General features: G+C 44.2%; 12 protein-coding genes. 1 reads left to right on the top strand and 11 read right to left on the bottom strand.

Annotated elements, in window-relative coordinates; translation table 11 throughout:
- Nucleotides 1–111 precede the first annotated feature (111 nt).
- From frr to rpsB, 4 genes are all read right to left on the bottom strand, one after another.
- Nucleotides 112–669 carry a ribosome recycling factor gene (gene frr, locus OIM03_06950; protein ID HJI74013.1) on the bottom strand — a complete coding sequence of 186 codons (558 nt, stop codon included), beginning with the start codon at nt 667–669 and terminating at the stop codon, nt 112–114.
- A 5-nt stretch (nt 670–674) separates the two neighbouring features.
- A complete protein-coding gene (pyrH, locus tag OIM03_06955; protein HJI74014.1) occupies nt 675–1,370 on the bottom strand; it encodes a UMP kinase in 696 nt (231 codons plus the stop codon).
- 162 nt (nt 1,371–1,532) lie between these two features.
- Complete coding sequence (gene tsf, locus OIM03_06960; protein HJI74015.1) at nt 1,533–2,411, bottom strand: translation elongation factor Ts; 879 nt, start codon at nt 2,409–2,411, stop codon at nt 1,533–1,535.
- Nucleotides 2,412–2,507: 96 nt separating this feature from the next.
- A complete protein-coding gene (rpsB, locus tag OIM03_06965) occupies nt 2,508–3,260 on the bottom strand; it encodes a 30S ribosomal protein S2 (protein ID HJI74016.1) in 753 nt (250 codons plus the stop codon).
- Nucleotides 3,261–3,670: 410 nt separating this feature from the next.
- Here rpsB and OIM03_06970 point away from each other — a divergent pair, with 410 nt between their 5' ends.
- Complete coding sequence (locus tag OIM03_06970) at nt 3,671–4,756, top strand: acyltransferase (protein ID HJI74017.1); 1,086 nt, start codon at nt 3,671–3,673, stop codon at nt 4,754–4,756.
- Between the two features lie 42 nt (nt 4,757–4,798).
- On the opposite strand, the gene OIM03_06975 is transcribed toward OIM03_06970, so the two are convergent.
- From OIM03_06975 to OIM03_07005, 7 genes are all read right to left on the bottom strand, one after another.
- On the bottom strand, nt 4,799–7,798 hold the full coding sequence (locus OIM03_06975) for an AAA family ATPase (GenBank protein ID HJI74018.1): 3,000 nt from the start codon (nt 7,796–7,798) through the stop codon (nt 4,799–4,801).
- Nucleotides 7,785–9,065: a DNA repair exonuclease gene (locus OIM03_06980; GenBank protein ID HJI74019.1), complete on the bottom strand. Its 1,281-nt coding sequence runs from the start codon at nt 9,063–9,065 to the stop codon at nt 7,785–7,787. The genes OIM03_06975 and OIM03_06980 overlap by 14 nt, the downstream gene beginning before the upstream one ends.
- Before the next feature lie 275 nt (nt 9,066–9,340).
- Entirely contained in the window at nt 9,341–9,604 is a 264-nt protein-coding gene (locus tag OIM03_06985) for a DUF1292 domain-containing protein (protein HJI74020.1), read from the bottom strand.
- A gap of 10 nt (nt 9,605–9,614) precedes the next feature.
- On the bottom strand, nt 9,615–10,046 hold the full coding sequence (ruvX, locus tag OIM03_06990) for a Holliday junction resolvase RuvX (GenBank protein ID HJI74021.1): 432 nt from the start codon (nt 10,044–10,046) through the stop codon (nt 9,615–9,617).
- A gap of 1 nt (nt 10,047) precedes the next feature.
- Nucleotides 10,048–10,314, bottom strand: a complete 267-nt coding sequence (locus OIM03_06995) for an IreB family regulatory phosphoprotein (protein HJI74022.1) — start codon at nt 10,312–10,314, stop codon at nt 10,048–10,050.
- Nucleotides 10,315–10,326: 12 nt separating this feature from the next.
- Complete coding sequence (gene alaS, locus OIM03_07000) at nt 10,327–12,936, bottom strand: alanine--tRNA ligase (GenBank protein ID HJI74023.1); 2,610 nt, start codon at nt 12,934–12,936, stop codon at nt 10,327–10,329.
- A gap of 125 nt (nt 12,937–13,061) precedes the next feature.
- Nucleotides 13,062–13,817, bottom strand: coding sequence for a carbon-nitrogen hydrolase (locus OIM03_07005; GenBank protein ID HJI74024.1), 756 nt, complete (start codon nt 13,815–13,817; stop codon nt 13,062–13,064).
- Nucleotides 13,818–13,876 lie beyond the last annotated feature (59 nt).

Below are 13,876 nucleotides of genomic sequence, written 5' to 3' on the forward strand. Positions count from 1 at the left end.
GAAGCTTTCCTGCCGCCCGCTAAAAATCCGTATCAGTTAAAGAAATCGTACCCTGAAGATACGATTTCTTTAGAATCTGTTTTATTTGGTTTTTAATCAATGGAATGCTGATTAAACAGACATGATTTCCTTGATTTTCTTTTCTGTAACGGTTTCCAGTTCCTTGATCTTATTGTCAGTCAATTTCTGGACTTTTTCTTCCATTCCTTTAATGACATCCTTGGAAACATCACTGTTCTTTTCTTCCTTCTTCAGGAAATCATTGCCGTCACGTCTGATATTGCGGATTGCAACTTTAGCTTCTTCAGATTTTTTGTTAACGATCTTGACCAGTTCTTTGCGGCGTTCTTCTGTCAGCTGCGGAATGGCCATGCGGATCAGATTGCCATCATTCATCGGAACGAGTCCGAGATCAGACTGAAGAATTGCTTTTTCAATATCCTTCAGCAAAGTTTTGTCCCAGGGCTGTACTACAAGGAGTCTGGCTTCCGGAACAGTGACAGATGCGACCTGTGTAACCGGTGTGCGGCTGCCATAATATTCCACGAAAACCCTGTCAAGGAGGCTGGCATTAGCCTGGCCGGTACGGATTGTAGTAAATTCGTTTTTCAATGCAGTAATTGACTTGTCCATCTTTTCGGAAAGCTGGTTCATTTCCTGTTCATACATAGTAATTATTCCCCCTCAATTAAAGTGCCCAAGGTTTCACCCTTGCATGCTTTTACTATATTTCCTGGTACATCAATATTGAATACAACGATCGGTATAGAATTGTTCATGCACAGAGTGATGGCTGTGTTATCCATAACAGCCAGCTGTTTCTGCAAAACATCATTATAGGTGAGATGCGTGAACATCTTAGCTTCCGGATGGAATTTCGGATCTGCATCATATACGCCGTCGGTCTGCTTCTTAGCCATGAGCATGACATCTGCTTCGATTTCTGCACTGCGGAGTGCCGCTGTCGTATCAGTTGTGAAGTACGGGTTGCCGGTACCAGCACCGAAGATAACAACTCTTCCTTTTTCCAGATGACGGATAGCTTTTCTGCGGATATACGGTTCAGCAATCTGTCTCATCTCAATGGCGGTCTGTACGCGTGTGCTGACGCCAAGCTTTTCAAGAGCATCCTGAAGAGCCACTGAGTTGATAACGGTAGCAAGCATGCCCATGTAATCAGCTGATGCTCTGTCCATGCCGCCCTGGCTGCCTTTCAGTCCGCGCCAGATATTGCCGCCGCCGACTACTACAGCAACCTCGATTCCTGTTTCGCATGCTTCTTTAATTTCACCAGCTAAACGATAAACTACTTCCGGATCAATACCAAAACCTTTGTCATTGGCGAGAGATTCACCAGATAATTTCAGCATTACTCTTTTATAATTTCTTTTTTCCGTAGCCAATCCTATTGTCCTCCTAAGCAAAACGAGTCAACCATCAAGTTAACCATACTATTCTATTATATAATATTTTGTTCATTTACAAAATAAGAGAACACCAAAAAATTCAGTGTTCTCTCATCGTTTACTTTATTACTGGTTCAGCTGTTTTGCTACTTCTGCAGCCAGATCATCCTGCTTCTTTTCAATGCCTTCGCCGAGCTGGTATCTAGCGAAACGTACTACGGAAGCATTCTTGGATTTCAGGAGTTTGGAAATGGTCAGATCGCCATCTTTAATGAATTCCTGATCTACAAGGCAGACTTCCTTGTAGTATTTATTAATTCTGCCGATAACCATTTTTTCAATGATGTTTTCCGGCTTGCCTTCGTTTCTAGCTTCTACAGCAAGAACTTCCTTTTCATGGTCGATTTCAGCCTGGGAAACCTGGGTTCTGTCCAGATAGGACGGATTAGCAGCAGCTACCTGCATTGCAATATCCTTGCCAAGTTCATCATCAGCACCAATCATCTCAACGAGAACGCCGATCTTGCCGCCGCCATGGATATAGCTGTATACCTTGCCTTCAGCACTTTCATAACGAACGAAACGGCGAACGGAAATGTTTTCACCAATCTTTGCAACTGCTTCAGTAACAAGATCGCGTACTTTCTTTCCGTCGATTTCAGAATCCAGAAGTGCTTCAACATCAGCTGGGTTAACTGCCAGGATCTGGTCTGCAATGGATGCAGCGAGATTTCTGAAGTCTTCGTTGGTTCCAACGAAGTCAGTTTCGCAGTTGACTTCCAGAATGGTTCCTGTTTTTCCGTCTTCGGAAACAGCAGAAACAACAGCGCCTTCAGCAGCAACACGGCTTGCCTTCTTAGCAGCCTGGGATAATCCCTTTTCGCGAAGAATGTCGACAGCCTTTGCGATATCGCCTTCAGCTTCAACAAGTGCCTTCTTGCAGTCCATCATGCCGGCCCCGGTCTGGGTACGTAAATCTTTGACCATGCTAGCTGTAATGTTCATCGTATGACCTCCATCATAAAATAAGGTGTTTGTCTTAATGAAAAAAAGGACAGGGCGGATCCTGATCAGCAGGATCCGCAGAGCCTTAATAAATAATTATTCCTTGTCTTCTGCTGCTTCTGCTTCTTCAACAGCAGCTTCTTCAGCCGGTGCAGCTTCTTCCTGCTGGCCCTGACGTCCTTCAAGAACAGCGTCAGCAATCTTGCTGGTGAGCAGTCTTACTGCGCGGATAGCATCATCGTTTGCCGGAATCGGGAAATCGATGACGTCCGGATCGCAGTTGGTATCAACGGTTGCAACAACCGGAATGTGCAGCTTATGAGCTTCTGCAACAGCGATTTCTTCTTTCTTGGAGTCAATGATGAAAATTGCTCCCGGAAGACGTTTCATATCTTTAATGCCGCCAAGGTTCTTTTCGAGCTTTTCAAGTTCGCGCTGCATCAGGATAACTTCCTTCTTCGGATACTGAGCAGTGGTGCCTTCTTCAAACATCTTTTCCAGTTCTTTCAGACGTGCAATACGGGTCTGGATTGTGCGGAAGTTGGTCAGCATGCCGCCGAGCCAGCGTTCATTGACATAGAACTGGTTGCAGCGTGTAGCTTCTTCCTTTACAGAGTTCTGAGCCTGTTTCTTTGTTCCTACGAAGAGAACCGGTTCACCCTTTGCTGCAACGTCGCGAATGAAAGCATAAGCTTCTTCAACTTTCTTTACAGTCTTCTGCAGGTCGATAATGTAGATTCCGTTGCGTTCTGTGAAGATGAATCTTGCCATCTTCGGATTCCAACGACGGGTCTGATGACCAAAATGAACGCCTGCTTCGAGTAACTGTTTCATGGATACAACTGCCATAATATAACCTCCTGTTATTAACCTCTGCCTGCTTCTTCTTTCACAGCCACCCTTAGGCACAGATGTGAAATCCACAGACATGCGTATTCATGCCTGTATAGTTTAACAAATAACTGTTATAATTGCAAGCCTCAAAAACAATTCATTTGATACGGAATCCGCCCCGGCATAATAGCTTTTTCGGAATTTTATCAGCCGGGAATTTTATTACTTTCCGCACATAGGTATAATAGTCTATGGTATATTAAAATGTATATGCAGCACAAGCTGATTTATAAAGCAGTTTGCCTGATCCGGCATCATGCTCCAGGCATAAGCAGATTTACATCAATCAGCTGAATGATTCAGCTGATTTTACAGCGGGGAATAATCACATGAACTCACAAAGCATTAATAAGGTAAAAGATACTATGACAAATGCAGCCAAAAAGAAAAAAATCCATATTGAATTTTTAAGAGCGCTTTGTATCTGGCTCGTTATGTTTACACATACTTCCACCTCAGGCTTCTCTTTGTATTTGGAAAGGCCTGCATCATTTTTCTTTCCTCTTTATATTGCAGTACCATTTTGGGTAAAAACGGCGGTTCCCATATTTTTCATGACTTCCGGCGCCTTACTTCTGGGAAAAGAAGAATCGATTTCGCGGATATTCAAAAAAAGAGTCTGGCGTTTTATTCAGGTTATTTTTGTTTTCTCATTGATCAACTATGTCTGGTTTTATCATAACCTGCCTCTTTCCATCACAGGACACATTGCCAAATTTTTCACCATGACTTACTCCTCTACCATGGCAACGGCCTATTATTTCCTGTATATTTATGTTTCCTTCCTTCTCATGCTCCCAATCTGGCGAAAGCTGGTCCGCGCAATGACGCAGGAACTTTATTTGTACCTGATCCTTTTGAATTTGGTCTTCGTCGGGTGCATCCCTGTTATTTCCATGCTGATTTTCAAAGGAACGGCAGAAATCAATTATTTCCTGAATCCCCTTCTTGCGGTCAGTGAACCGACATTTTACTTCCTGATCGGATACTGGATCGAGCATGTACTCCCGGATTCCTGGATCACACCCAGAAATCTTTTCAAATTGGGATTAGCCGCCCTCCTTGGCACCGCAATAGCTGCCGGAATGACTTACTATCATGGAATTATCGCAGGCGGCCTTACAGAAGCGATTTCCGAAAGATTTTATGACAGTTTCCTTTTCCTGAATACCGCTTTTGTATTCTGCTTGTCAAAATGGTGGTTCTCTACCCATACCATTTCTGATGCCTGGAGAAACAGGCTGATTTTCCTCGGCAGTGTTTCTTTTGGTGTCATGCTGTTTGAGGAAATAACACGCAATCTGACACATCCTATATTTGGAAAAATGCTTGCATACCTGCCCCGCATCCCGTTCATAGATGCTGTTATCTGGATATGCCTCGCATATACGCTGGGAATCATCATTACTTACTTCATAAAAAAAATACCGTACTTTAATAAACTTATCTAGTCTACCAAGTACGGTATTCAACAGCACAGATACTAAACGATCTTATGCCTGGGCAAGTTCAAATATCTCACCTGATTTGAGATAGATGAACTTGCCCGTATTTTTTTCTTCCCCGATGCGCTTTGCAATCTTCATCGTCTGTGCATGACAGGTGAAGAGGAAGATCTGCTGTGTTTTTCCGAGATCCATCAGGAAACGCAGTGTGTCTTCCTGACGCTTCTCGTCAAATCTGACGAAAATATCATCCAGGACAATGGGAAGCGGTTCAATCTGCTCACCAAATGACAACGCCATGGAAAGACGGATTGCCAGATAAACCTGGTCTCCTGTTCCTGAGGACCAGATTTTAGGATCCCTCACCTGATTATCCTTGTCAATAATTCCAATGTCTTTTCCATCACTGGAAACCGTCAATGTATATCTGCCGTGAGTCATTTCGCGCAGGAAGCCATTTGCCTTTTCGATGATCTTCGGCTGCTTGCCGGACTCGTAAGCTGACTGCGTTTTTTCCAGGACCTTCTCCAGATACATATAGACAAGCCATTCTTCGAGTGCTGATTTAAGTTCAGCCTCGATTTTTTCTTTTTTCTGAAGCGTTTCAGTGATGGTATTGTCATCGGCCAGCCTGAAGATCTCATTCTCAACTGCGCCCTGATTTTTGCGGAGTTCACCGAGTTCACTATCTTCCTCGGCAATGCATTTGGAAAGCTCCTGATGCTCGCTCATCCAGTCATCATACTGCCCGGTCTTCAGGGAATCCCATAACTGGATGAAACTCTCCTCGCTTCCGGCATACAGGCGAAGATCCTGCTGAACCGTTTTCCACTCCTTCAAAATCTGGTCATGGTGTTCATATGCTTCAACCTTTTCAGCGAACTCTTCCGCATTCTTTGCATTGACCAGATCCATCAGCGCTTTCGCTTCATTCTGGCAGGAATTCCAGGAATCATTCAGCTTTGCCATTTCCTTCTGATATGCTTCATGCTGGCGGTTTTTCTCAAGAATCCCCTGCCATTCAAGCATTCTTCTCTGATTCTCTTCATAAATATCGGCAATACTGTCCGGTGTCACAGGATAATCAATGCCGGAGGACCGGATGATAGATGCCGCCCTCTTGGCAAAAGCATCGAGCTTTGCATCAATATGTTCCAGACGAAGTGCAAGGATCTTTCCCTTTCCTTCTTCGGAGAAAATTCTCTGCCACTGTTCCTGGAGCAGGGATAAATTTTCAGCATCCGTTTCCGGAAGTTTATTGGCTTTCAGCCATTTGCTCCACTCCGTATTGATCTGCTGTGCTTTTTCATTGAGCTCTTTGCCCTCTGTAACCCACTTTTCATGCTGGGCCTGCTGCTTGCGCACGGTCTCCCTTTTCCATGAAACAGCCTGCCTTCTGGCCTGGTCCTTATAGAAATCTGTCCGCTTCTGCTGGACCAGATTCTGGAAAGCCTGGAGATCCTCTACCGATTCAGGAACCTGGCCGGGGAAATGGGATGCAATTTCTTTCCGCTTCGCTTCAAGATCGGACAGCTCATCATTATACTTCTGCAGGAGATGTGCTTTTTTATTCACAATATGACTGTTGACCATGAGAGCAACCACGCCAAGAACGATTCCTGCTGCCGCTCCGTAAAGAGCTGCATAACCAATCATGGCCATGTAAAAAGTAACAACGGAAGCCGCAGAGGCAGCAATAAGGCATATGCCGATCCAGAACCAGGCAGTGTATTTTCTGTCTTTCCTGCTTTGCGCTTCTTCTATCGAATGATTGATATCCGTTCTCTGATGCAGGATTCCTTCAAGGCTCTTGGCCATTTCCTCAAAGTTTTTCCACTCGTTTTCGCTTTGTTCCGTATCGGAATTTTCCGGCTCATCTTCCAGCTGTTCGACTTCAGGCTCTCTCTGCTGCCAAAAATACAGCTCGTTTTTCCTGACGCCTACACTTTGTGCTAAACGGCGGCCTTCTTCCCAATTGACATTGACGCATGGTTCCTTTAAATCCAGAGGATGATCCCAAAGCGGCAGCTGGTAACCCATATTGACGAAATCAATCTCCCAGTTCTTATGCTCTTTTTCAAGACGATCTGCATCTTCTATTGTCTGACGCCACTGTCCGATATCTACATAGAGCTTTTCAAGTTCGTCCGCCATGCCCGCCCAGGGAATGACCTTCTCTTTTTCAATCGGTGTATATTCATCAAGCTTTGCCTGAAGGGACTCTTTTTGATCATGAATGCTCTTCATACGGTTCATGATCTCGTTCCACTTGTCTTTTCCGTTCGTCGGGAACATTTTGACCTGCATGGACAAATCCAGCTGTCTTTTAATCTCGCAGGCCCTTTTATAATATTCCCAGGCGCCCAGCCTTTTCTCTAATGTTTTATCTTTCTCTTTATCCGCATTCAGCTTTTGCTGAAGTTCTTCAATCTGTTTCTTCAGCAGATCCTGCTTTTTCTGCAGATCGGAAAAGTCTTTTTCCTGATTGGCCAAAGCATCAAGCTGCTGGCTGACATCATCGAGCTCCCCAATCAGTAAATTAATCTTTCTCTTTCCCTGCGGAGAAGAAACCAGCAACTTTTCCTTATTGTCATGAGCCAGTTTCTTTACTGTAGAAATTTTATCTCCGCCCTGCAGCATGAAAAAACGGCTTCTTACAGAGTCATTGGACAAGAAAGACAAGCCTTGCAGATCTTCAAGACCTATAGCAAAAATCTTTTCATACATAAAGCGGTTCAAGCCATGCCACCACAGGGCTGGAAGTTCTTCCTCAAATTTTACATGGTCTGCATTTTCAAACCAGCGTTCCTTTTCGTCACGGATAACCTTGTATTCCTGTCCATCCGATCTGACAAATGTAATACTTCCTGTCTTGCCCTGCCACTTTCCTCTGCCGTAACCAAATATCATGTCACGGATAAAGCGGAGCATGGTGGTCTTGCCGCTCTCATTTTCTCCCATAATGACATTGAGTGAATTTTGAGAGGGCTTCCAGGATGCTTTCCTGTATATGCCATAATGGTCCAACCGCAAATCAATGATCTTCATTATTTGCTTCCTCCTCAGTCAGCATCTCAGCGCCTAAGAGCTCTGCCTTTCGAAAAGCACGGACAAGAATATCATCATTGAGTGATTTGATTAACTTGCTGTACCTCATGATTTCTGGCTGTTCTTCAACTATATTTCTTAATGCCTTTTTCTTTTCCTCGGCAGGAAGATCATTCCAGATGTCATACGTACGAAGGTACGTGCCGACAATATCTGGTATCTGTCTTCTTTCTTTCAAATTGATATCCGGACGTGTATTATCATCGATTTTAATGAAATACGCAAAAAGGAATCTGAATTGTTCTTTTTCATTCAATGTCTGGAGAATATATTCCTGCCCATCATCGCTTGATACCATCTCATGCAGAGGACCGCTTCCTGTAAGTACAATACGCACCATGCTTGGTCTGCCCGTAAGTTCTTTAAGGCCGGCTCTTCTTCTGGATATTTCGGTAATAAGCTCTCCAATCTGCTTTAAATTGGATATATCTATGACCATATCCATCCATCGTATAACGTCTGATTCAATGAATTTCAGCGTAACAGTCCCATAAGCGCCCACATCGACAAGGTAACAGCCCCTCGGCCCTATTTCGCTTATATTAAGTCCCTGGATATTGCCGGGATACACGACATACGGTTTTACTGACAAAGTTTTTCTTGTGTGTATATGACCCAGTGCCCAGTAATCAATCCCGGAATTCTTAAGTTCTTCAATCGTGCAGGGCGCATAATTCCCCGATGCTGCCCCGACATCTGTATGGAGCATGCCGATTGCAAATCCGTCTTCCGGATTATGATGAAACCCTTGAGCTAGATCAGTCCCCACATGTCTTGTCTTGTAGCTGATTCCATAAATAGTTGCAGCTTTTTCTCCATCTTTCATCAATGGCAGAGCCTGCACTTCGCTGGAGGAGAAAATATGCACCATATCTGGCAGCGGGATATCGGCACGCCAGGCCTCTTCCGGATCGTGATTTCCATGTACTATAAAAGTTTCAATGCCATTTTCAGCCGCACGATACAATTCACGGGCAAAGGCCATTTGCGCTGCCAAACTATGATGATCACTATTATATACATCACCGGAAATCAAAATAGCATCTACCCGGTTATCGATCGCAGCGTCCACAACCTTTTCAAATGCCTTAAAGGTCGATTTGCTGATTTGTTCATTCCATGGACCACTGCCGCCAAGGCGTACATCTCCAAATGGTTCGCCTAAGTGCAAGTCGGCACAATGTATAAAAGAAAAGTGCTTTCCCATGAGTCCTCCTGATAAAACACAAATTTTCTTTATTCTAACACAAATCTAAGCCGCAACATTTAAAAGTTGCTTTTATTTATCTAGAATTTGAACTTTCTCTGATACCAGGGTGCTTATTTTCAGATACGTATCCAATCAGCACCTGTCATTCTTCCTGAAGGGGAGTGACTGGTGCCGGATCGGTTCCTGGTATTGAAAAAAACTGACCTCTGCCTGTCAGAACAACATCTAACATTCAGTGATCAGCCATTTCAATTTATGCCATTTAATGATAATTACATGGCATTATAGATTTCAGCGACAGCGTCATATTCTTCATCAGTTGGAGATACGTAAACGACTTCTCCGTCCTGATCCTTGTCAATTCTGGCTAATATGATATCGGGTTCTTCTTCAGAATCCATACTTTCAGGAATCGATACCAGAACGGCAAATTCCTTGCCGTCGAACGGTATTACCATATCCTGTACAAAATCTCTGGAATTCCCTTCCGTATCGTCGATTGTCACGATGATTGATTCTTCGGTTTTATTTTCCATAATGTATCCTTTACTTTTTCCCGCCATTCAGAGCGAGATAATGCAGGTAATCCTCGAGAATAACTACTGCTGCCATTTTATCAATAACTTTTTTCCGCTTCTTCCTGCTCACATTCGCAGCAATCAGCTCTTTTTGCGCCATAACAGTTGTAAGCCTTTCATCCCAGAATCTCCAGGGAATGTCAGGAAAGGCTTCTTCCAGTTCATGGGCAAATTCTTCAGTACGTTCGGCGCGCATACCTTTAGTCCCGTTCATGTTTAAAGGCAGGCCCAATACGAACTCTTCCACTTTATACTGATCCGTGAGCTCCCGAAGTCTTGCGAAATCCTTTTCTCTCGTAGTATGCCGGATGGTTTCAACTCCCTGAGCTGTCCAGCCAAAAAGGTCACTTACAGCAACGCCGATTGTTTGAGAACCAACATCAAGACTCATAATACGCATATCAGAGACCCTTATGCTTTATATAGAATCTGACTAATTCTTCTACAAGCTCATCTCTTTCAATGCCCGAGATAAGCTTTCTTGCATCATGCCTGCTGGTAATATATGTCGGTTCTCCAGATACCAAATATCCGACAAGCTGAACGGTTGGATTATGCCCGGCTTCCTTAAGAGCAGCATACACTTCCTGCAAAATCATAGATGCCTGTGTGTTTTCACCTTCGTCGGCATTTTTATTAAATAAAATTGTTTCATCAGAGACTGACATATATATCCCTCCTTAATCAAGCATTCCAGAAATAATTTTAACTCCCTGGGCAACAGCATCTGCAAGCTTGGATACATCCTTGCCGCCTGCCTGCGCATTAGCCGGCTTTCCGCCGCCGCCACCGCCGCAGATCTTGGCAGCCTGGGAAATGACCTTGCCCATATGGATACCTGCTTTAACTGCATCTGGTGAAGCCATGCCTACCAGATTGACCTTATCGCCTGCAGCTGTTCCGAGTATGACAGCAGAAACAGGAAGCTTGGCTTTTACAAAATCTGCAGCTTCACGCAATTCATCCATATTATCGACATGAACAACTGCACCCAGTATGGAAACTCCATTTTTAACTTCAGCATTCTTAATCAAATCTTTGAGCTCATCCTGGACCTTGTTTTTCTTAAGGGCGGATAATTCATGTTCGGCATCTTTCAGTTCTGCCTGCAGTTTTTCAATGCGTTCCAGGATCCCGGTGCTGTTTGATTTCAGTGCATCTGCTGCAGAATTGATAAGCTTTCTGTCTTCCTGCATCATTTCATAAGAAGCCCAGCCTGTGACAGCTTCAATTCTTCTGACACCGGATCCGATGCCGGACTCTCCGATAATTCTGAAGGATCCTAATTCTCCGGTATTGGATACGTGCGTACCGCCGCATAATTCCTTGCTGAATTCACCGACGGAAACGACACGGACGATATCGCCGTATTTTTCTCCGAAAAGCGCCATTGCTCCCAGATTTTTAGCTTCATCAATCGGCATTTCATTAATGGACACAGCTGTGTTCTTGATAATTTCAGCATTGACGATATCTTCAACTTCCCTGATCTGCTTTGCAGATAATGCTTCCGGCCAGGTGAAGTCGAATCTCAGTCTGTCAGGAAGCACCAGTGAACCTGCCTGGTTGACCTGATCACCGAGTACTCTTCTAAGTGCAGCCTGCAGCATATGCGTGCCTGTATGGTTTCTGGCCAGTTTTTCACGTCTGTCGCGGTCTACGACTACGTTGACCTCTTCGCCTGCACGAATGATGCCTTCTTTAACTTCACCGATAATGTAGGTGATTCCATCAGGAAGCTTCTTGGTATTTTCAACAATAATGGAACCTTCAGCTCCGGTAATGATGCCTGTATCACCAATTTGTCCGCCGCCTTCAGCGTGGAAAGGAGTATTGAGAAGGATTGCTGTGATTTCTGTACCATCTGCGGCAGAGGTAAGTTCCTTGCCATCTTTGCCTACGAGAAGGAGCTTCGTTGTCCCGTCTTCATCAATGGTTGATAATGAAGAAATATCCAGTTTCGTCGTATCAGGCGTTGCCACCTTGGCAGAAACCTTAGCGCGGGCTGCTCTTGCTCTTTCCTTCTGTTCAGCCATTGCAGCTTCAAAACCGGCCTTATCAACAGAAAGTCCCTTTTCAGCGGCGATTTCCTGTGTCAGTTCCCATGGGAATCCATAGGTATCATATAATTTGAAAACGCGCTCCCCGGAAATATTTTTTTCATGATGTTTCTGTGTATCTTCTATCATCTCGGAAAGAAGATCAATGCCTGCATTCAATGTTGTCTGGAATCTTTCTTCTTCCATTCCAGCTACTTTCTTAATGTATGCCTGTTTATCCAGCAATTCCGGATAGGCAGGTTTCATCATATCGATGACTACATCGATCATATGGCCCATGAATGGATCCTGAATTCCGAGAAGTTTTCCGAAACGTACAGCACGTCTTAGGATTCTGCGAAGTACATAGCCTCTTCCTTCATTGGAAGGCAGGATGCCGTCAGCAATCATATTGGTAATGGCTCTGGCATGATCCGAAATAACTTTCAATGCAACATCGCTCTGTGCACTGTTTCCATAGGAAACACCGGAAAGAGTGGATGCTTCTTCAATGATTGGGAAGAACAGGTCCGTTTCGAAATTGTTTTTCTTGTGCTGCAGTACAGCGGCAAGACGTTCCAGACCTGCACCGGTATCAATGTTTTTCTTCGCCAGCGGAAGATAGGATCCGTCCTTCTGACGGTCATACTGGCTGAATACCAGGTTCCAGATTTCAAGGAAACGATCACCGTCTCCGCCCATCTGATTTTCCGGGTCTGTTCCGAATTCTTCTCCCTGATCGAAGAAAATTTCAGAATCAGGGCCGCACGGGCCTTCACCGATTTCCCAGAAATTATCTGCAAGAGGATAAATATGATTTTCCGGCAGCCCGATCATCGTATGCCAGTAATCATAAGCTTCCTTATCATCCGGATAAATTGTGACATACAGGCGGGAGCTGTCGAGTTTGATTACTTCAGTAAGGAATTCCCATGCCCAAGAAATAGCTTCCTTCTTGAAATAATCGCCAAACGAGAAGTTTCCCAGCATTTCGAAGAATGTATGGTGTCTTGCAGTATGTCCTACATTTTCGATATCACCAGTACGGATGCACTTCTGGCTTGTTGTGATTCTATGTCTCGGCGGTTCAACCTTGCCTGTGAAAAACGGTTTTAATGGTGCCATTCCGGCGCCGATCAGCAAAAGACTCGGGTCATCCTTAGGAATCAAGGAAAAACTCTTTAATCTAAGATGATCTTTTTTATTTTCAAAAAACGAAAGATACGACTCGCGAATATCATTGCCCTTCATGATAGACCCCCTTAATTAATTGCCCCTTCATTATATATGACTTGCCTAATCCATGCAAATATGGATTAGCATACTTCACGTGATTAAGCCCAATCTCTTTGAGAAACGAAATGATAAGATCATTCTTATAGACGTATGACCGCCAATTGCTTTCCTAAATCCCTGTACCGGATTTCATCATACTCTCCATAAAGAATCTCTTCTCCATCTCCTGCTTCCGCTTCTACCTTCCCTGTCGGGTCAATAAAGAGAGAATGCCCGCCAAGCTTGAGCCCGTGGTACTCTCCTGCCATATTGACCGCGCAGACGCAGATCCCGTTCTCTATAGCCCTGGCTCTTGTAAGGACTTCCCATTGAGGAATATGGACAGCAGACCAGGAAGCCGGAGCCAATACTAATGTCACTCCGCTCTTTGCCATTTTTCTCCACATTCTCGGAAAATAGAACTCATAGCATACAGCCATTCCTGTTTTGACACCGTTGATTTCAGTATTCATCAAACTGTTTCCGGGGACCATCAATTTTGATTCCTCATATCCGTAAAACAGGTGACGCTTGCTGTACTGTGCCTGGATTTCCCCATTCGGGCCGAAAACAATCCCCATGTTGCTAATCTTGCCATTGACTTCAACAGGAAGCGTCCCTGCTTCCAAAGTAACATGATGATAATTGGCGAACGAGGATAATCCTGAAATCAAACTATCTCCAAGCCTTGTTGCATTTTTATCTAAATTGTGAAAATCATATCCGATTGTCCACAATTCCGGCAGCACCAGGACATCGCTGTTTGGAACCGCTTGTTCCAAGAGCTGGAATGCATGCCGTATATTTCTGTCTTTCTGCCCTGAGTCAACTTCCATTTGGATCATGGCTATTTTCATAAGAGCTGCACCATCCATTAATATTCATAAATTTAATATTCATCAATCATTGTAAAAAG

Source organism: Veillonellaceae bacterium, assembly GCA_025992895.1.
Classification (GTDB): domain Bacteria; phylum Bacillota; class Negativicutes; order Veillonellales; family Dialisteraceae; genus Dialister.

Bases quoted from the DNA above. Each gene is read 5' to 3' on its own strand.
- frr (HJI74013.1), bottom strand. From the start codon at position 669: ATGTATGAACAGGAAATGAACCAGCTTTCCGAAAAGATGGACAAGTCA.
- pyrH (HJI74014.1), bottom strand. From the start codon at position 1,370: ATGCTGAAATTATCTGGTGAATCTCTCGCCAATGACAAAGGTTTTGGT.
- tsf (HJI74015.1), bottom strand. From the start codon at position 2,411: ATGAACATTACAGCTAGCATGGTCAAAGATTTACGTACCCAGACCGGG.
- rpsB (HJI74016.1), bottom strand. From the start codon at position 3,260: ATGGCAGTTGTATCCATGAAACAGTTACTCGAAGCAGGCGTTCATTTT.
- OIM03_06970 (HJI74017.1), top strand. From the start codon at position 3,671: ATGACAAATGCAGCCAAAAAGAAAAAAATCCATATTGAATTTTTAAGA.
- OIM03_06975 (HJI74018.1), bottom strand. From the start codon at position 7,798: ATGAAGATCATTGATTTGCGGTTGGACCATTATGGCATATACAGGAAA.
- OIM03_06980 (HJI74019.1), bottom strand. From the start codon at position 9,065: ATGGGAAAGCACTTTTCTTTTATACATTGTGCCGACTTGCACTTAGGC.
- OIM03_06985 (HJI74020.1), bottom strand. From the start codon at position 9,604: ATGGAAAATAAAACCGAAGAATCAATCATCGTGACAATCGACGATACG.
- ruvX (HJI74021.1), bottom strand. From the start codon at position 10,046: ATGCGTATTATGAGTCTTGATGTTGGTTCTCAAACAATCGGCGTTGCT.
- OIM03_06995 (HJI74022.1), bottom strand. From the start codon at position 10,314: ATGTCAGTCTCTGATGAAACAATTTTATTTAATAAAAATGCCGACGAA.
- alaS (HJI74023.1), bottom strand. From the start codon at position 12,936: ATGAAGGGCAATGATATTCGCGAGTCGTATCTTTCGTTTTTTGAAAAT.
- OIM03_07005 (HJI74024.1), bottom strand. From the start codon at position 13,817: ATGAAAATAGCCATGATCCAAATGGAAGTTGACTCAGGGCAGAAAGAC.